15 protein-coding genes are annotated in these 19,200 nt (G+C 68.8%); 14 read left to right on the top strand and 1 reads right to left on the bottom strand.

The genetic code is table 11. The features are described 5' to 3' along the window. Nucleotides 1–101 precede the first annotated feature (101 nt). Nucleotides 102–1,625 carry an aldehyde dehydrogenase gene (adh, locus tag BOSE125_RS14720; protein ID WP_159553735.1) on the top strand — a complete coding sequence of 508 codons (1,524 nt, stop codon included), beginning with the start codon at nucleotides 102–104 and terminating at the stop codon, nucleotides 1,623–1,625. Between the two features lie 223 nt (nucleotides 1,626–1,848). Beyond that, nucleotides 1,849–2,886, top strand: a complete 1,038-nt coding sequence (gene adhP, locus BOSE125_RS14725; protein ID WP_159553737.1) for an alcohol dehydrogenase AdhP — start codon at nucleotides 1,849–1,851, stop codon at nucleotides 2,884–2,886. 296 nt (nucleotides 2,887–3,182) lie between these two features. Here adhP and BOSE125_RS14730 read toward each other — a convergent pair whose 3' ends face one another. Then, the gene (locus BOSE125_RS14730) at nucleotides 3,183–3,749 is read right to left on the bottom strand and encodes an SRPBCC family protein (RefSeq protein ID WP_159553739.1); all 567 of its coding nucleotides are present in this window, start codon (nucleotides 3,747–3,749) and stop codon (nucleotides 3,183–3,185) included. Nucleotides 3,750–3,829: 80 nt separating this feature from the next. On the opposite strand from BOSE125_RS14730, the gene BOSE125_RS14735 reads away from it, so the two are divergent. From BOSE125_RS14735 to hpaE, 12 genes are all read left to right on the top strand, one after another. Next, a complete protein-coding gene (locus BOSE125_RS14735; RefSeq protein ID WP_159553741.1) occupies nucleotides 3,830–5,413 on the top strand; it encodes a SulP family inorganic anion transporter in 1,584 nt (527 codons plus the stop codon). A 34-nt stretch (nucleotides 5,414–5,447) separates the two neighbouring features. Continuing rightward, nucleotides 5,448–5,927 carry an Lrp/AsnC family transcriptional regulator gene (locus tag BOSE125_RS14740; RefSeq protein ID WP_159553743.1) on the top strand — a complete coding sequence of 160 codons (480 nt, stop codon included), beginning with the start codon at nucleotides 5,448–5,450 and terminating at the stop codon, nucleotides 5,925–5,927. Between the two features lie 186 nt (nucleotides 5,928–6,113). Beyond that, the gene (locus tag BOSE125_RS14745; protein WP_256375980.1) at nucleotides 6,114–7,937 is read left to right on the top strand and encodes a thiamine pyrophosphate-binding protein; all 1,824 of its coding nucleotides are present in this window, start codon (nucleotides 6,114–6,116) and stop codon (nucleotides 7,935–7,937) included. 75 nt (nucleotides 7,938–8,012) lie between these two features. Beyond that, nucleotides 8,013–8,666 (top strand): IclR family transcriptional regulator, encoded by a 654-nt coding sequence (locus tag BOSE125_RS14750; RefSeq protein ID WP_159553746.1) that lies wholly within the window; start codon nucleotides 8,013–8,015, stop codon nucleotides 8,664–8,666. Between the two features lie 265 nt (nucleotides 8,667–8,931). Beyond that, nucleotides 8,932–10,047: an isocitrate/isopropylmalate dehydrogenase family protein gene (locus BOSE125_RS14755; protein ID WP_159553748.1), complete on the top strand. Its 1,116-nt coding sequence runs from the start codon at nucleotides 8,932–8,934 to the stop codon at nucleotides 10,045–10,047. A gap of 123 nt (nucleotides 10,048–10,170) precedes the next feature. Then, nucleotides 10,171–11,181, top strand: a complete 1,011-nt coding sequence (locus BOSE125_RS14760) for a D-isomer specific 2-hydroxyacid dehydrogenase family protein (protein ID WP_159553750.1) — start codon at nucleotides 10,171–10,173, stop codon at nucleotides 11,179–11,181. Nucleotides 11,182–11,261: 80 nt separating this feature from the next. Continuing rightward, entirely contained in the window at nucleotides 11,262–12,509 is a 1,248-nt protein-coding gene (locus BOSE125_RS14765) for a CaiB/BaiF CoA-transferase family protein (RefSeq protein WP_159553752.1), read from the top strand. Beyond that, the gene (locus tag BOSE125_RS14770; RefSeq protein ID WP_159553754.1) at nucleotides 12,506–13,399 is read left to right on the top strand and encodes a hydroxymethylglutaryl-CoA lyase; all 894 of its coding nucleotides are present in this window, start codon (nucleotides 12,506–12,508) and stop codon (nucleotides 13,397–13,399) included. Before BOSE125_RS14765 ends, BOSE125_RS14770 begins: the two co-directional genes overlap by 4 nt. An 81-nt stretch (nucleotides 13,400–13,480) precedes the next feature. Then, entirely contained in the window at nucleotides 13,481–14,953 is a 1,473-nt protein-coding gene (locus BOSE125_RS14775; RefSeq protein WP_236558040.1) for a 2-hydroxycarboxylate transporter family protein, read from the top strand. Nucleotides 14,954–15,242: 289 nt separating this feature from the next. After that, the gene (locus BOSE125_RS14780) at nucleotides 15,243–16,826 is read left to right on the top strand and encodes a fumarylacetoacetate hydrolase family protein (RefSeq protein ID WP_159553756.1); all 1,584 of its coding nucleotides are present in this window, start codon (nucleotides 15,243–15,245) and stop codon (nucleotides 16,824–16,826) included. A 41-nt stretch (nucleotides 16,827–16,867) separates the two neighbouring features. Beyond that, nucleotides 16,868–17,575, top strand: a complete 708-nt coding sequence (locus BOSE125_RS14785; protein WP_236558042.1) for a GntR family transcriptional regulator — start codon at nucleotides 16,868–16,870, stop codon at nucleotides 17,573–17,575. Between the two features lie 17 nt (nucleotides 17,576–17,592). Then, nucleotides 17,593–19,131, top strand: coding sequence for a 5-carboxymethyl-2-hydroxymuconate semialdehyde dehydrogenase (hpaE, locus tag BOSE125_RS14790; RefSeq protein ID WP_159553760.1), 1,539 nt, complete (start codon nucleotides 17,593–17,595; stop codon nucleotides 19,129–19,131). Nucleotides 19,132–19,200: the final 69 nt, after the last annotated feature.

The following is a 19,200-nucleotide window of genomic DNA, read 5'->3' on the forward strand; positions in this document are numbered from 1 at the left end:
AGCCAGGGTGTTGGCCCGCGCGGAGGTGCAACGTGGATGCAACATGTCTGTGACTACGATCACAGCATCAGTCCATCCAACCCCGCATTCCAGGAGCTGACATGACCATCTACGCCAACCCGGGAACCGACGGTTCCGCGGTGACCTTCAAGCCCCGCTATGAGCACTACATCGGCGGTGAGTGGGTGGCCCCCGTCAGGGGCCAGTACTTCGAGAACCCCAGCCCGGTCACCGGCAAGTCCTTCACCGAGGTCGGGCGCGGCACCCCGGAGGACATCGAGGCCGCCCTGGACGCCGCCCATGCGGCAGCCCCGGCCTGGGGCAGGACGTCCCCGGCCGAGCGGGCGGTGATCCTCAACAAGATCGCTGACCGCATGGAGCAGAACCTCGAGATGCTCGCCGTCGCCGAGACGTGGGACAACGGCAAGGCCGTGCGTGAGACCCTGAACGCGGACATCCCGCTCGCGATCGACCACTTCCGCTACTTCGCGGGCACCATCCGGGCGCAGGAGGGCTCTCTGTCCCAGCTCGACGAGGACACGGTGGCGTACCACTACCACGAGCCCCTCGGTGTGGTCGGCCAGATCATCCCGTGGAACTTCCCGATCCTCATGGCCACGTGGAAGCTCGCGCCGGCCCTGGCGGCCGGCAACGCCGTGGTGCTCAAGCCCGCGGAGCAGACCCCGGCCTCGATCCTGGTGCTGGCCGAACTGATCGGCGACCTGCTGCCGGCCGGCGTGCTGAACATCGTCAACGGCTTCGGGCTCGAGGCCGGCAAGCCGCTGGCGTCCAACAAGCGGATCCGCAAGATCGCCTTCACCGGTGAGACCACCACGGGCCGGCTGATCATGCAGTACGCCTCCGAGAACCTCATCCCGGTGACGCTCGAGCTGGGAGGGAAGTCCCCGAACATCTTCTTCGAGGACGTGATGGCCGCGGATGACGCGTTCTGGGACAAGGCGCAGGAGGGATTCACCATGTTCGCCCTGAACCAGGGAGAGGTCTGCACGTGCCCGTCCCGTGCCCTGGTCCAGGAGTCCATCGCGGATGGCTTCCTGGAGGCCGCGGTGGAGCGCACCCGCCTCATCAAGCAGGGGAACCCGCTGGACACCGAGACCATGATGGGAGCCCAGGCCTCGAACGACCAGCTGGAGAAGATCAAGTCCTACCTGGACATCGGGCGCCAGGAGGGGGCCGAGGTGCTGCTCGGCGGAGAACGGGCCCACCTCGACGGCGACCTGGCCGGCGGCTACTACGTGCAGCCGACGATCTTCCGCGGCCACAACTCCATGCGGGTCTTCCAGGAGGAGATCTTCGGTCCGGTGGTCTCCGTGGCCACGTTCTCCGATTTCGACGACGCGATGACGATCGCCAATGACACTCTCTACGGTCTGGGAGCAGGGGTCTGGTCCCGCAACGGCAACACCGCCTACCGTGCCGGCCGCACCATCCAGGCGGGCCGGGTGTGGGTCAACCAGTACCACGCCTACCCGGCGCACTCGGCGTTCGGCGGCTACAAGTCCTCCGGGATCGGGCGGGAGAACCACAAGATGATGCTGGACCACTACCAGCAGACCAAGAACCTGTTGGTCTCCTACACAGAGGACAAGCAGGGCTTCTTCTAGGCCGTTTCCAGGCACCGGCCCGGGACATGCGGCTCGCGTCCCGGGCCGGTGACAACCACCGCGACTCCGGATCCGCGCGCCCAGACGCGTGACGGCTCTCCGGAGCGGTCGAGCGCGCCGTCAATCCCATGAACGCGGCCATCCCGAGCAACATCACGATGGCCGCATCAACACCCCATGACCACTTCAACACACCCATGACCAACATGACCAAGGAGTACCCATGTCAACCATGAAGGCAGCAGTTGTTGAGAGCTTCAACCAGGATCTCGCGATCAAGCAGGTCGACATCCCGGAGCCAGGGCCCGGCCAAGCCCTGGTGAAACTGACGTCCTCAGGGGTCTGCCATACGGACCTCCACGCCGCCACCGGGGACTGGCCGGTGAAGCCGTCCCCTCCGTTCATTCCCGGCCACGAGGGCGTGGGCATCGTTGAGAAGATCGGGGAGGGAGTCACCGAACTCTCCGAAGGACAGATGGTGGGCAACGCGTGGCTGTGGAGCGCCTGCGGGAGCTGCGAGTACTGCCGCACCGGCTGGGAGACCCTGTGTGAATCACAGCAGAATGGCGGCTACGCGGTGGACGGCTCCTTCGGTGAGTACATGATCGTGGATGCCAAGTACGCCCCGGTGCTGCCCGAGGGCTCTGACCCGTACGAGGTCGGCCCGGTGCTGTGCGCCGGCGTGACGGTCTACAAGGGCCTGAAGCAGACGGAGGTCCGGCCCGGGCAATGGGTCGTCATCTCCGGCATCGGCGGCCTGGGTCATATCGCCGTGCAGTACGCGGTGGCCATGGGCATGCGGGTGGTGGCCGTGGATGTGGCCGATGACAAGCTGGCTCTGGCACAGAAGCACGGGGCCGAGATCGTGGTGAATGCCAATGTGGCGGAGCCGTCAGTGGAGATCCAGGAGAAGATCGGCGGTGCCCATGGCGTGCTGGTCACAGCAGTCCACCCGAAGGCCTTCGGCCAGGCGATCTCGATGACCCGCCGTGGGGGAACCATCGTGTTCAACGGCCTGCCCCCGGGAGACTTCCCCGCTCCCATCTTCGACATCGTGTTGAAGGGCCTGACGATTCGCGGGTCGATCGTCGGTACGCGGCAGGACATGGTGGAGGCCTTGGAGTTCTACGCTGCCGGCAAGATCCACCCGACCTACTCCAAGCGTCCGATCGAGGACATCAACGCGATCTTCGACGAGATGCACCACGGCAAGATCGACGGCCGCGTGGTCCTGGACTACTCGGCCAGCCCGGAACGCTGATCTGCACCGTGCCCACCGCTGGTGGGTTCGGGAAGGGACCGCCACAGCGGGCATGACGAGACCCCGGGTGATCCGGCTGCGTGAGGGGGACGCAAACTGCCGGGCCCGGGGCCTCTTCCTGTCATCACTCGCACCTTGATGAGGTGCTTCCCACTGTAGGGAGTCGACCTGTTCATGGACTTGGCCGCCGCTGTGAAGGGGCTGGCAATCCGGCCCGGCACACAGGTGACCCCCGCGGGATGGCTGCCGGCCGGCGTCGGGCGTGGGCCGGACAGCCAGCCCCAGCGCAATTGGCGCTAGAGGTACTGGCCGGCCAGGCGGGTGAGGGAGGCGCGGATGCTGTTGGCGTTGTCCTGTGGGCGCCGCGTCAGCTCGTAACCGCGGGCCACCACGTGCCGGGTCCAGGAATAGTCGAAGGTCTCGGTGACCACGGTGCTCCCGTCCCCCTGGTCCTCGAAGCGCCACCGCCACCGGTGCCCGCCCGGGTGCTTCCACTCCACGAGTTCGTTCTCGTCCGCCGCCGTGACCACGAGCTTCATGGTGTACGGAAGGCCCAACATCTTCATGGCCACCGAGAACTGGTCGCCCACGGACAGCTGAGAGGGGCCGGTCTTGGCGTACTGCACCGTGGCCGAGCCGTCCACCTCGTGGTGGCGGTGCGGGTTGGCCAGGATCGGATACAGCTCCGAGGCGGGGGCGTTGACCAAAATCCGGTAGCTGACCTGCAGCGGACCCGTGTCCACCGGCTGGGGCCAGCCGGCCTGCGGGGCCGACGTCGGCAAGCCGGTCTCCGCGTTGACGGCGGCTTCGGCGTCTGGCCGGCTCGGGTTCGGCGGCGGGGTGTTCTGCGGCTGGTTGCTCATGTACCCAGTGTAGGAACACCTCTGGGCCGGCGCCGCGGCTACTGTGGAGGCGTCACCCTCGAACACCCGGAGTCCTTGCCATGCCCGACGACGTCCCTGCGCCTCCGCTGTTGCCGCACCATCCCGAGGTGGCCCAGAACCTGGCCCTGGGACACGGCGGGGCAACCCCGGAGCAGCGCCAGTCGGTGTGGCTGACCCTGCGCCGGCCCGGGTGGCTCAAGACCGAGGTGCTCTCCGGGCTCGTGGTGGGACTGGCGCTCATCCCCGAGGCCATCGCCTTCTCGCTCATCGCGGGCGTGGATCCGGCGGTCGGGCTGTTTGCCGCCGCCATCATGGCCATCTCCATCTCCTTCCTCGGGGGCCGGCCGGCCATGATCTCGGCCGCCACTGCCGCCACGGCGCTGGTCATCGCCCCCGTGGTGGCCAGCCACGGGGTGGAGTACCTCTTCGCCACCGTCATCCTGGCGGGCTTCCTGCAGGTGGCGATGGGTCTGCTCGGCATCGCCAAGCTGATGCGGTTCATCCCCCGCAGCGTGATGACCGGGTTCGTCAACGCGCTCGCGATCCTCATGTTCACGTCCCAGTTGCCGGACCTGATGGACGTCCCCTGGCTGGTCTACGTCCTGGTGGCACTCGGCCTGGCCCTCATCTTCCTGTTCCCGCTGCTGACCAAGGCGGTGCCGGCCTCGCTGGTCTCGATCGTGGTGGTGACCGGCCTGGTGATCGCCACCCAGATGGCCGTGCCGACCGTGGGGGACAAGGGCGAGCTGCCGCAGGCGCTGCCGGTACTGGTGCTGCCGGACGTGCCGTTCACCCTGGAGACGCTCCAGGTGATCGCCCCCTATGCGTTCGCCATGGCTGTCGTCGGGCTGATGGAGTCCCTCATGACCGCCAAGCTCGTGGACGATGTCACGGACACCGGCTCCTCCAAGACGCGGGAGTCCCTGGGCCAGGGCGGGGCGAACATCATCTCCGGGTTCTTCGGCACCATGGGCGGTTGCGCCATGATCGGCCAGACCATGATCAACACCAAGGCCAACGGCGCCCGCACCCGGCTGTCCACCCTGACAGCCGGCGTCATGCTGCTGGTGCTCTCCGTGCTGCTGGGCGAGCTGGTCGGCATGGTCCCGATGGCCGCCCTGGTGGCCGTGATGGTCTATGTCTCCTGGGCCACCTTCGACTGGCACTCGATCCGTCCCGCCACGCTACGGGCCATGCCCTTGTCCGAGACGCTGGTCATGCTGGTGACCGTGGCCGGCACCGTGGTCACCGGGAACCTCGCCGTGGGCGTGGGGCTCGGCGTGCTCGCCGCCATGGTGCTCTTCGCCCGGCGGGTGGCGCACTTCGTGACCGTCCGGCGGGCCGTCGGCTCCGGGGACAACGGGCATGACGACGGCGGGACCGTCACGTACACCGTGGACGGTGAGTTGTTCTGGGCCTCCTCGAACGACCTCTACACCCAGTTCGACTACCTCGCGGACCCCGATCGCGTGGTCATCGACCTGACCCGGTCCCACCTGTGGGATGCGTCCACCGTGGCCAGCCTCGATGCCATTACGGAGAAGTACGAGCGCTACGGCAAGACGGTCGAGGTGGTGGGCCTGAACGCGGCCAGCGCTGCCATGCGCGCGCGCCTGCGGGGCAAGCTCACCCCGGGGGAGTGAGCCGACCGGGCGAGCCGGTGCCAGAATGGGCGCCATGCAACCCGACGATCTCGATGCCCGCCTCGTCCAGCTGCTCACGGACGAACCGCAGCTGCCCGTCCTGGAATGCGCCCGGCGGTTGGGAGTGGCTCGCGGCACGGTGACGAGCCGGCTGGCCCGCCTCCACGCGAACGGCGTGGTCTCGGCGATCGTCCCGCAGGTCGACCCTGCCGGCTTCGGCTATGACCTGGTGGCCTTCTGCTTTGTGGACATCATCCAGAACGTCGGGCACGGGCCGGTGACCGAGGCGATCCTCACGGCCATCCCGGAGGTCACGGACCTCTACACGGTCACCGGGGACCACGATCTGCATCTGCGTGTGGTCGCCCGAAACGGCCAGGACCTGCAGGACGTGCTGGACCGGATCTCCCAGTTGGCCGGGGTGGCCCGCACCTCGTCCTCCCTGGCCCTGCGCACCCACATCCAGGGGCGCACGCTGCCCCTGCTCCATGCGGTGGCCGACTCGACTTCCTGAGTCTCCTCGGCTGGCCAAGACTGGACGTAGTTGGTCAACACTGGTCAGGCTGCATGTTCGAATGCCGGTAGATGCGGTCAAAATGTACAGGGTGTTCAGTTGATCCGTGCTCGATTGCGCAGCGAGGAAGAGCCGGACACACTTCTCGGAAAGGCCCCGAAGTCCATCTCGCCGAGGAGTTCCACCGTGACCGCTGCACCCGCCCTGACCGCCTCGAGCACCGAGCTCACCGCGACGGCCGAACCTGCCGACCTCCCCGGGACCTCCCCCGTCGCCGGTGACTCCTCCGTGCGGCCCACCGTTCCCCAGGCGGTGGCCCGCGTGATCCGCGAGAACACCGAGGTCCTCTTCGGACTCATGGGCAACGGCAACGCCCACCTGATCAGCGAGCTGACCAGCACCGGGTTCCCGCTCGTCACCGTCCGCCATGAGGCCGGGGCCGTGGCCGCCGCAGACGCCTACCACCGGGCCTCGGGCCGGGTCGGGGTCGCCACCGTCACCTACGGGGCCGGATTCACCAACACCCTCACCGCCCTCTCGGAGGCCGCGCTGGCCCGCATCCCCCTGGTGCTCGTGGTCGGCGACGCCCCCACGACCGGACCGCGGTACTTCGATGTCGACCAGGCCGGAATGGCGGCGGCCGCCGGGGTCGAGACCGTGCGTCTGGGCGCCGACGACCCCACGGCGCAGGTCCGCCGAGCCTTCGCGGACGCCGCCTCCGGGAGGCGCCCGGTCGTCGTCGCGATCCCCTATGACCTTGTGGAGACGCCGGTGCATCAGCCCGCCGCACCCGTTGGCGCCCCCTCCCCAGCCCTGCCGGCCGTGCCTGCCGCGACTGCCGTGCCCGGGTCCCCCTCCGCCGAGGAGCTGGAACCGCTGCTCTCCGCCCTGCGCGGAGCCGAGCGTCCGCTGCTCGTCGCGGGACGGGGTGTCGTGGACTCGCCGGGCGCCCCCGCCTCCTTACGCCGGCTGGCCGACTCGCTGGGGGCCCTCGTGGCGACCTCGGTCATGGCACGCAACGTCGCCGGCCCCGCGGGGGACCTGGGTATCGCCGGGGGCTTCGCGCGGACGGAACGCGTCGAGATCATGCGGCAGGCCGACGTCGTGCTCGTGGTCGGCGCCGGCATGAACCCCTTCCAGATGCGCTACGGCACCCTTCTCGCCGCCGAGGCCACCGTGCTGCAGGTGGACCACCGCGCCGAGGCGCGCCATGAGCGGACGGGGCACTTCCTGGTGTCCGACGCCGGCGCCGCCCTGGGCGCGCTCGCCGCCGCCTTCCAGCCCTCCCCGGAGGGCAACGGACGCCCTGACGGCGGCTGGCGCGCACACCAGCCGATCCCGGCCGCCCCGGCGCTGGACCCCGTTCGCGCCGACGGCACCGCCGAGGACGGGCTGGCTGCCGACGGCCGTCTCGACCCGCGTGCCATGGCACTGGCCCTGGACGGGATCCTGCCCCCAGAGCGGACCTTCGTGCAGGACGGCGGCCACTTCATCGGCTGGGTGCCCCTCATGTGCTCGGTCCCGGACCCGCGCTCCCACCTGTTCGTCGGCACCGCATTCCAGTCCATCGGATTGGGCTTCCCCTCCGCCGTCGGCGCCGCCGCGGCCCGGCCGGACCGCACCACGGTGCTGGTCACGGGCGACGGGGGCGGCCTGATGGCCCTGGCCGACCTGGAGAGCTTCGTGCGCCAGACCCGGTCCGGCGTCGTGGTGGTCTTCAACGACGCCGCCTACGGGGCCGAGCTGCACCAGTACGCAGCCCGCGGCCTGGACGATCAGGCCATGCTCATCGACGAGGTCGACTTCGCCGCCGTGGGCCGAGCCTTCGGCGCCGACGGGATCAAGGCGCGGAGCCTGCAGGACCTGGACGCCCTGACTGACTGGGTAGCCCGGGGCGCCGAGGGTGTCTTCGTGCTGGACCTGCCGATTTCCCAGGGCGTCGTGGCCGAGTACATGGCCGAGTCAATGGCGGGTGCCCAGCCCGCACCGCGGCCGCTGTCCTTGGACTGATCGACTGGCTCTCCCCGGCGAGGGGCCGGGGTGACGGTTGCCCGCCGGGTCCACGTGGTTCCCTAGGATGTGGGGATGAGCGATCGTGAGGGCGGGAACCGCATGCTGGAACGCGTGGCGGCCATCCTGGACGCCGTGGAGACCGGACCGGCTTCGGCGAGTGAGATCGCCCGCCGGACCGAGCTGTCAGTCTCCACCGTGCACCGGCTCGCCCTCTCCATGGTCGACTTCGAGTTCCTCCGCCGTGACTCCGACGGCCGGTTCCGGCGGGGTTCGCGCTTTGTCCGCTCCGCCTTGGAGAACGCCGCCCTGCCCATCCTGACCCTGCTTCGGGACAGCACCGAGGAGACCGCCCAGCTCTGGGTACGCCGCGGTGACGACCGTGTGTGCCTGGCCACCGTGGACAGCATGCAGGTCTTGCGCGCTGCGCTGCCCGCCGGCACCCGTCAGCCGCTCCCTGCAGGTTCGGCCGGCCGACTGCTGGCCCGTGAGGAGGAGGCCTGGGCCTCGATCGAACGGCATGGCTGGGTCGAGTCGGTCGGCGTGCGCACCCCGGGTCTCGGCTCGGTCAGCGCTCCGGTCTGGCTGGGCGGCGAGCTCGTCGGCGCGATCTGCGTGGCCGTGCCCCTCGCCCGCGTGGAGGACGGCCCCGGCGCGGACTTCGGTGCCCAGGCCGTTGAGGCCGCCACCACGCTGGCCGGCGTCATGATGACGCTCCGCCTGCCCTGAGTCACCTGCCCTGAGCCGCCGGGCCGGCACATGCAGGCAGCGCCCGGTCTCCGATGGTCCCTGACCTCCGTCTGCTCTGCGCGGCGCGCCATTCTCTCAACCCCCTTGTGAGCAGCGTCACGCCTTGCTATGGTCTTCCCGCTAAGCAGTAAAGAGTTCCCAGACAGTGGGAATATCTTGGTGAGACCATCGTGTGGCCGCCTCCCGCGACGCCGCGGCGGGCGCCCCGCGCGAAGGCGCTCGAAGCCGTCAAGGCAGGAGAGACATGACTGAATACGACATCGCCGTCATACCCGGAGACGGCATCGGTCCCGAGGTCGTCGAGGCCGCGCAGGCGGTCCTGGCGGAGTGCGAGGCGCGCTACGGACTGGCGCTGAACTACACCACGTATGACTTCAGCGCTGACCTGTACCGCCGAACCGGACGGAAGATCACCGCCGGTGATATGGACGAGATCGGCACGCGGGACGCCGTGCTGTTCGGTGCCATGGGCCTTCCTGACGTGCGGGGTCCGGAAGGTCTCGAACTGGGCGCCCAGGTGGAGATGAGAGCCCACTACGGCCTCTTCTCAAGCCTTCGTCCGGTCCGGCTCTTCCCGGGCGTCGACGGCCCGCTCAAGGCGGAGGAGGTTGACATGCTGGTGATCCGGGAGACCTCGGAGGGGATGTTCGCGGGCCTGGCCGATGAACACGAGCCCAGTGACGAGAGCGCGAGTGATCGCATGACAATCACGCGGGCCACCAGCGAGAAGCTCTTCGACGTGGCGTTCTCGCAGGCGCGGGCACGCCGCAAGCGAGGGACCCCGGGCCACGTGACGCTTCTGCACAAGTCCAACGCCCTGCGCAGCAACGTCCTGATGGAGAGGGTGTTCGACGAGGTCGCCGCGCGGAATGCCGATATCGGGAGCGCCAAGTACTACATCGACGCGGGATCGATGTACATGGTGACCGATCCGGGCCGCTACGACGTCATCGTCTCGGAGAACATCTTCGGCGACATCGTCTCGGAGGTCGCGGCCGGCCTCGTGGGCGGCCTCGGCGTCGCCCCGTCTGCGGATGTCAGCCTGACGCACGGCGTCTTCCAGCCGTCTCATGGCAGCGCCCCCGACATCGCGGGACAGGGAATCGCCAATCCCACGGCGATGATCCTCTCGGCCGCGATGATGCTGGAGTGGCTGGGGGAGCGCCGCGGCGACGACCTCGCCACGCGCATCGCCCACGCCATCCAGGGCGCCGTTGAAGCGACTCTGGCGACCGGCCCCCGGGCGCGGGACCTGGGTGGCTCCGCTGGCACCCGGGAGGTGACGGACGCCGTCATCCGCGCCCTTCCGCCGCAGGTGGACTCCGGACGGCGGGACCACGTCGCCGCAGCTGGCCGCTGACCCGGTGCCGTCAGGCCGTCACCCCCACTTCCTTCTCTTCTTCCCTCTCTTCTTACCCGTCTCCCATCCTCACCAGGTCCCTACGCCGCCGGCCGGGGCCGCCCCTGCGAAAGGCGCACACCCGTGACGTACAAGGTCCTGTTCATCAATCCCCTCAGGGACTACATCGACCGCCTGGTGGCGGCCGCACCGGACGGTTTCAGGGTGACTGTCATGCCGCCGGGGACGGACGTCGAGGACCTCTGCCGCGAGGCCGCGGACGCTGATTTCCTGATCTCGGGCGTCGAGGTCCCGGAAGCGGTCTTCCGGGCCGCCTCGAAGGCGAAGTTCATCCAGTACATGAGCTCCGGCTATGGCCAGCTTCCCCTCGGGGTCCTGGATGACCTGGGCGTTCCGGTGGCTCAGATGAAGACACACTCCATCTCCGTCGCGGAGCATGCGGTCACCCTGGTCCTGACACTGCTGCGGCGGATCCCTGCTTCGGTGCAGCTGATGCGGGACGGGAAGTGGCGCGAGGACCTGGATGAGACGTCCTACTCCGAGCTGTACGGCAAGACGGTCGGCATCGTCGGGCTGGGCAATATCGGCCGGTGGATCGGCAAGGTGGTCCATCACGGTTTCGGTGCCGAGGTGGTCTTCTATGACAACGCGGAGATACCGCTGACCGTCTCCGAGCTCGTGCCGGCCCGACCCGTCTCCCTGGACGAACTCATGCGGACCTCAGACATCGTCTGCGTGTGTGTCCCGATGAACGCCGGGTCCGAGGGACTGATCGGCCGAGGCGAACTCGCCCTCATGAAACAGACCGGCGTGCTCGTGAACGTCGGGCGCGGTGAGGTCGTGGACGAGCGTGCGCTCATCGAGTCCCTGCGGGAGGGGCGCATCGCCGGGGCTGGGCTCGATGTCTATGACCGGGAGCCCCTGGATGCTGCGAGCGAGCTGCTGGAGATGGATCAGGTGGTGTGCACGCCGCACATGGCGGGAGTCGGCTGGGAGAACGTCCAGCGCCGGATCGCCACCGTGTGGCAGAACATCGAGGCCGTGCTGCGGGGCGACGTCCCGACCGGGGTCGTCACCCAGGCCAAGCGACCGGCGAGCCTCGAGCCCGCCGCCTCGCAGGACATCCTCTTGTGATACGTATCACATCCTGCTACCGTCCTACCGCTAAATAAGAACTACTTCCCATTCTATGAGAAGCATTGAGGAGAATCCCCGTGACCGAGAGCATTGACACCGGAGAGAACACCCTCCCGCTTCAGGGCATCCGCGTCCTCGAGCTGGGCAGCTTCATCGCCGCCCCCTTCGCCGCCCGCATCTTCGGCGACTTCGGCGCCGAGGTCATCAAGGTGGAGCGGCCCATCGGCGGCGACGAGCTGCGCGACTGGCGCAAGACCCGTGGGGACACGTCCATGCTGTTCCGCACCATGGGCCGCAACAAGAAGTCCGTCGCCCTGGACCTGCGCAGCGAGCTCGGCCGAGAGGCCGTGCTGAAGATGGCGGCGGGCACCGACGTCGTGATCGAGAACTTCCGCCCGGGCACCCTGGAGAAGTGGGGGCTGGGGCCGGACGAGCTGATGGCCCAGAACCCCGACCTCGTCATGGTCCGCATCTCCGGCTACGGGCAGACCGGGCCATACAAGGACCGTGCCGGGTTCGGCAGCTCGGCGGAGTCCTTCGCCGGGCTGCGCTACATCACCGGGGAGCCGGACCGGCCAGCAGGCCGCGCCGCCGCCTCCCTGGGAGACACCGTCGCCGGTCTCTACGGTGTCATCGGCGCCCTGATGCTCATGGTGCAGAAGGCCTGTGGTGGAGGCACCCGCGGCCAGCAGGTCGTGGACGTGGCGCTGTACGAGGGGGTCTTCAGCTTGCTGGAGTCACTCGTCCCGGACTATGACGCCTACGGCATGATCCGCCAGCGCACCGGCGGCCGCCTGCCGGGTGTGGTGCCGACCGGTTCGTACTCCACCGGGGACGGCCTCGAGGTGGTCATCGGCGGCAACTCCAACTCGGTGTTCAAGCGCCTGATGCGCGCCGTGGGCCGGCCGGACCTGGCCGAGGACGAGTCCCTGACCACCACCGAGGCCCGAGGCGCCCGCGAGGAGGAGCTCAACGCCGTCATCTCCGAGTGGACGGGAGCACGCCCGCTCAAGGAGGTGCTGGACGTGCTCAGCGAGGAGGGGGTCCCGGCCGGTCCGGTCTACGATGCTCCGTCGATCGCCCAGGACGAGCACTACATCGCCCGCGGCATGATCGAGACCCACGAGGTCATCATCGAGGACGAGCCGGAGCTGGTGCGCTTCCCGGGCGTGGTCCCCAAGATCCCCGGCCACGAGGGCCGCGTGGCCTGGATCGGCCCGGACCTGGGCGAACATACCGAGCAGGTACTGCGCGATGTCGCCGGCTTCGACGACGACCAAATCGCGGCTGCCTCCGCTGCCGGTGCCGAGGCGGTGCGCTCATGACTCCGGCTGTACCGGGGGCAGACATCCAGGTCACGGAAGTCTTCCTGCGGGACGGCCTTCAAGACGAACCCGTGACCCTCACTCCCGCCCAGCGCGTGCAGATCGGCGAGGCCATCGCCGCCGCCGGTGTGCGGCGTATGGAGGTCGCCTCCTTCGTTCATCCCCGAAGGGTGCCACAGATGGCCGGAGCCGAGGAAGTGGTCCGGTCCCTGCAGGTCAGCACGACGGCGGAGTTCACCGTCCTGGCGCTCAACGGCCGGGGAGTGGAGCGGGCCGTGGCGGCCGGAGCCGGCCATATTCAGATCGTCACCTCCGCCAGCCAGGCGCACTCGAGTGCCAACGCCGGGCGAACCGTCGAGGAGGCCCTGCAGGACCTGGGCGACCAGGTGGCGGCGCACCCGGGCGTGGACTTCTTCGCGGGGATCTCCACAGCGTTCACCTGCCCGTACGAGGGGCGCATCGATCCGGAGCGCCTGCTGTGGATGGTCCGGTCCTTCCAGGCCATGGGCGTGACGGACATCGGCCTGGCCGACACGCTTGGCACCACGCCCACCGAGGAGCTGGTCGCCAGTCTGGACCACGTGCTCGCCGGCGAGCCGGACCTGACCTACTACCTGCATCTGCACAACGCCCACGGCCAGGCGCTGACCAGCGTGGACGCGGCCATTGAACGCGGCATCACCCGCTTCGACGCCGCCCTCGGCGGCTACGGGGGTTGCCCGTTCGCCCCCGGGGCAGCCGGCAACCTCTCCACGGGCGACCTGGTTCGGCACCTCCACGAGCAGGGTCACCGGACCGGTATCGACGAAGACCTCATCGCCGAGGCCACGTCCTTGGCGCGGAACCTGGTCAGCACTGCCCCGCGCCTGCCTGAGGCTTCGAACGCCTGAGCCTCCCCATCGACCACGAACGTTGCCCGGCACTCCATCTCGACCCGGGCTGAACGACCCCTCTCCAGGAAAGAGACCACCATGTCCACCATGTCCACCAACGACACCCAGGGCGGCCACCGCGCGGCCACCACGTCCCGGTCGGAGGATGACGACCTCCGCGGGGCGCTCGAGCAGGAGATCACGGCCGGCACACAGTCGGTCTTGGCCCGACCCGTTGAGAAGTCCGTCGACGGACGCGGCGGCGTGCACCATCCCGGGGCCGGATGGAAGCGGATTGCGAGCGTGCCGATCCCGCTGTACCTGATCATGGTGGCCGTCGTGGTGGTGGCCGCGGTGACCGAGACGCTTCCGGCGTCGATGCTGTCCGGTTTCGCGGTGACCATCCTGCTGGGCGGGCTGTTCATCTGGATCGGCAATCGGGTGCCCGTGGTCCGCGACTACGGCCTGCCGACCATCCTCTGCACGTTCGCGCCGGCCACGTTGGTGTACTTCGGCCTGGTTCCGGAGCCACTGGTGACCGTGGCCAGCACCTTCATCGACGAGCAGGGCTTCCTGGACTTCTTTGTCATGGCGATCATCGCCGGATCCATCCTCGGCATGCCCCGCGCCCTGCTGGTCAAGGCCGGGCCGCGCTTCGCAGTACCGGTGCTGGGCACCATCATCGTGACTTTCCTGGTCGTCGGCCTCGTGTCGATGATGTTCGGCAACGGCTTCATCGAGGGCATGCTGCTGGTCGCGGCCCCCATCATGGCCGGCGGTCTGGGGCTGGGTGCCCTGCCGATGTCCGAGATGTACGCCGCCCGCACCGGACAGGACGCCTCGGCGTTCATGGGCGACCTCATGTCCGCTGTGGTGCTGGCCAACGTCTTCTGCATCATCTTCGCCGGCCTGTTGAACGGCCTGGGCAAGAACAAACCGACCCTGTTCGCCGGCTTCTCCGGCAACGGTGACCTGATCCGGGTCAAGGGTGATCGTCGTGACCTCTCGATGCCGAAGAAGGGTGGACAGTCCACCTACATCACGCTCGGCAAGGGACTGCTGTTCGCCGCCGTCATCTTCGTGGTCGGCGAACTGATGGGTGCCTACCTGACCTTCCTCCACCCCTACGCCTGGGCCATCATCATCATGGTGGTCCTCAAGCTGACCGGCTGGCTGCCCAAGGACCTGGAGGAGTCCGCCACCGACTGGGGTGATCTCATCAACGCGGTGCTGGTCCCGGCGCTGCTCGTGGGCGTCTCCCTGACGTATATCAAGATCGACGAGGTGCTGGTCTCGCTGGCTGACCCGAGTTTCATCGCGCTGACGTTCCTCTGCGTGCTGGTGGCGGGCCTGTCGGCGGGGATCATCGGGTGGCTGGTGAAGTTCAACTTCGTGGAGGTCGCCATCGTTCCGGGACTCGTCATGGCGGACACGGGTGGCTCCGGCGATGTCTCGGTGCTCAGCGCCTCCGAGCGGATGCACCTGATGCCGTTCGCGGCCATCACCAACCGCATCGGCGGCACTCTGGTGCTCTTCGTGACCTCACTGATGGTGCCGCTGTTGGTCGTCTGATGAGGCCGTGAGTGCGGGTCGGAAGGCGCCACTCCGGGGCTCGCACATCGTAGGAGACAGGGCTGGGGCCGGGACTGGATGTCCCGGTCCCAGCCCTGTCTGTCGGCACGTCACGACCCTTCGGAGTGGCGTCCGCCACGCCCGGAAAAAATCCAGGGTGTTCAAGGTCACGGTGAATCGTATACGATCAAGGCGAAACGAGACGGGCGCCACAGCGGGCCCGGAGTCAGAAGGCCGGCGAGGTGCCGGCGGAATGACTGGACTCGGACGCCGACAGGAGCAGGAGACCATGACCGAGACACCCGCAGCGGACCATCAGGGCAGCCGGGCCCCGAGCCCGGTGGATTTCTCCGACCGGGCGAACCGCCCCGGCAAGATCATCGCCCTGCACCTGAACTACCCCTCGCGGATCGCCCAGCGCGGCCGGTCCCCGAAGTTCCCGGGTTACTTCCTCAAGGCCGGCTCCTCCGTGGCCCGCAGCGGCGATGCGATCGAGCGTCCCGAGGGCACCGAACTGCTGGCCTATGAGGGCGAGATCGCGCTGGTCCTCGGCGAGACCTGCCGCCGGGTGTCCCCGGAGGAGGGCTGGTCCAAGGTCTCCGGGATCACCGCGGCCAACGACTGGGGCCTCTACGACCTGCGCCACGCGGACAAGGGCTCCAACCTCAAGAACAAGTCCGGTGACGGGTACACTCCGCTCGGTCCGGACGTCATCGCGGCCGCCGGCCTGGACCCGGCGCAACTCCGCGTGCGCACCTGGGTCAACGGCGAGTTGACCCAGGATGACACCACCGAGGGACTCGTCTTCCCCTTCGGCCAGCTGATCGCCGACCTCTCCCAGTTGATGACCCTGGAGGCGGGGGACGTCATCCTGACCGGCACCCCGGCCGGCTCCTCCGTGGCCCAGCCCGGCGACGTCGTCGAGGTCGAGGTGGATGCCCCGCAGGCGCCCGGCGCCCCCAGCACCGGCCGCCTCGTCACCCCCGTGCGCTCTTCCGGCCAGGCCCTGCCCGACTTCGGCGCCCAGCCGCAGGTGGACGACACCCAGCGCGCGGAGGCCTGGGGGTCCCGCGAGGCCGCCGGGCTGCCGGCCGAGCCGGCTGGCGTCGAGCCCTATCGGTACGTGCCGGACACCCCCGCCGCGGACCGGACCCTGCTCACGGCCGAGCTGCGGACCAGGATCGCGGAGACCGCGGTCGCCACCATCACCGCGCAGCTGCGCAAGCGCGGCATCGACAACGCCACCATCGACGGCGTGCGGCCCACCCACTCCGGCCAGCGCATCCTCGGCTACGCCAAGACCCTGCGCTACGTGCCCAACCGCGAGGACCTGTTCAAGCGCTTCGGCGGCGGCTTCAACGCCCAGAAGCGCGCCATGGACACCGTGGAGCCGGACGACGTGGTGGTCATGGAGGCCCGCGGCGAGACGGGCACCGGCACGCTCGGGGACGTCCTGGCGCTGCGCGCCCAGGTCCGCGGCGCCACGGCCGTGGTGACCGACGGCGGCGTGCGGGATTCCGCGGCCGTCGCCGAGGTCGGTCTGCAGGTCTACTCCAACGGCGCGCACCCGGCCGTGCTCGGCCGGCGCCACATCCCCTGGGAGGTGGGCGGGACGATCGCCTGCGGCGGCACCACCGTCCAGCCCGGGGACATCATCATCGGCGACGACGACGGTGTGGTGGTGGTTCCGCCCGCCTTGCTGGAGGAAGTCGTCAATGACGCCTATGAGCAGGAACAGCAGGACGCGTGGGTCTACGAGCAGGTCCAGGCCGGCCACCCGGTGGACGGGCTGTTCCCGCCGAACGCCGAGTGGAAGTCCAAGTATGCGGACTACCGGGCGTCCCGCGGGTCCCGCGCGAACCGGGGCGAGTGATGACCACGATCACGGACAGCACTGCCGGAGGACGAGACCCGGTGAACCGGGGGGCAGGCGAGCAGGACACCGGGACGGGTTCGTCCAAGGCGGACCTGGCGTACCAGCGGATCCTGTCCGGCATCAACGCCGGCCGCTATGCCCCCGGGGCTCGGCTGGTGCTCGCCCAGCTCGCCGCCGAACTCGAGATGTCCGTGGTCCCCGTGCGGGAGGCCATCCGGCGCCTGCAGTCGGAGTCAGTGGTGGCCTACACCCGCAACGTCGGGGCGACCGTGATCGGGATCGACCCGGAGATCTACCACGACACCATGGAGACGCTGGCGCTGGTGGAGGGATACTCCACGGCACTGTGCGCTCCTCTGGTCACCGCGGAGGAGATCGAGAGGGCCCGGGCGATCAACGAGCGGATGCGCGGGCTCCTGGCGGACTTCAACCCCGTGGAGTTCACCCGGCTCAACAAGGAATTCCACTCCGTGCTGTTCGAGCACCACCAGAACAGCCACATCCTGGACCTCGTCCACCGGGGCTGGGCCCGCCTGGCGGCACTGCGTTCCTCGACCTTCGCCTACGTCCCCCACCGTGCCGACCGCTCGGTGGCCGAACATGACCACCTGCTGGACCTGATCGCCGCCGGTGCCGAGTTCGGCGCGGTGGAGCAGGCCGCCCGCCATCACAGGCTCAACACCCTGAACGCCTACCTGGACCATGTCGCCGCCAGCAACGGCGACGCCGACTCACCATCTGTCTGACGACCGAGAGGACCATCATGACTGCCCAGAGCACCGAATTCGTTCCCGCGAACCTTCCGGAGAAAATCCAGCACTATATCGGCGGACAGCACGTCGATTCGATCGACGGCGCCACGTTCGACGTGCTGAACCCGGTCACCAACCGGCCCTATGTGCAGGCCGCCTCCGGCAAGGTCGCGGACATCGACGCCGCCGTGGCCGCCGCGAAGGACGCCTTCGAGAACGGCCCCTGGCCGACCATGCTCCCGCGTGAGCGTTCCCGCGTGCTGCACAAGATCGCGGACATCGTGGAGACCCGCGGTCAGGAACTGGCCGAGATGGAGTGCTACGACACCGGGCTGCCGATCTCCCAGGCCCTGGGCCAGGCCCGCCGTGCCGCCGAGAACTTCCGCTTCTTCGCGGACCTGATCGTGGCCCAGCACGATGACGCGTTCAAGGTCCCCGGCCGCCAGGCGAACTACGTCAACCGCAAGCCGATCGGCGTGGCCGGGCTCATCACCCCGTGGAACACCCCGTTCATGCTCGAGTCCTGGAAGCTCGGTCCGGCCATCGCCACCGGCAACACCGTGGTGCTCAAGCCGGCGGAGTTCACCCCGCTGTCCGCCTCCCTCTGGCCGGGCATCTTCGAGGAGGCCGGTCTGCCGGCCGGTGTGTTCAACATGGTCCACGGCTATGGCGAGGAGGGCTTCGCCGGGGACTCCCTGGTCAAGCACCCGGACGTGCCGCTGATCTCCTTCACCGGCGAATCCCGCACCGGGCAGATCATCTTCGCCAACGCAGCCCCCTACCTGAAGGGCCTGTCCATGGAACTGGGCGGCAAGTCCCCGGCCGTGGTCTTCGAGGACGCGGACCTGGACGCTGCCATCGACGCCACCGTCTTCGGCGTCTTCTCCCTCAACGGCGAGCGCTGTACGGCCGGCTCGCGCATCCTGGTCCAGCGCGGCATCTACGACGAGTTCGTGGAGCGCTATTCGGCCCAGGCGAAGCGCGTGAAGGTCGGCCTGCCGCACGAGGAGGCCACCGAGGTCGGAGCCCTGGTCCACCCCGAGCACTTCGAGAAGGTCATGTCCTATGTGGAGATCGGCAAGTCCGAGGCCCGGCTGACCGCCGGTGGCGGTCGCCCGGAGGAGTTCCCTGAAGGCAACTTCATCCAGCCGACCGTGTTCGCCGATGTGTCCCCCGAGGCCCGGATCTTCCAGGAGGAGATCTTCGGCCCGGTGGTGGCCATCACCCCGTTCGACACGGACGAGGAGGCCCTCGAACTGGCCAACAACACCAAGTACGGCCTGGCCGCGTACATCTGGACGAACGACCTCAAGCGCTCTCACAACTTCGCCCAGAACGTGGAGGCCGGCATGGTGTGGCTGAACTCCAACAACGTCCGCGACCTGCGCACCCCCTTCGGCGGCGTGAAGGCCTCCGGCCTGGGGCACGAGGGCGGCTACCGCTCGATCGACTTCTACACCGACCAGCAGGCCGTGCACATCAACCTCGGCGAGGTCCACAATCCCGTCTTCGGCCGGCAGGAGCAGGCCGCCGAGGAGTTCCAGGCGTGACCGGACCCAGCTGCTCCGCGCCCGACGGGCTGCCTACCCAGGCTGCCCCGTCCGCCCCGACTTCCCCGA

The organism is Citricoccus sp. K5, from assembly GCF_902506195.1.
Lineage (GTDB): Bacteria > Actinomycetota > Actinomycetes > Actinomycetales > Micrococcaceae > Citricoccus.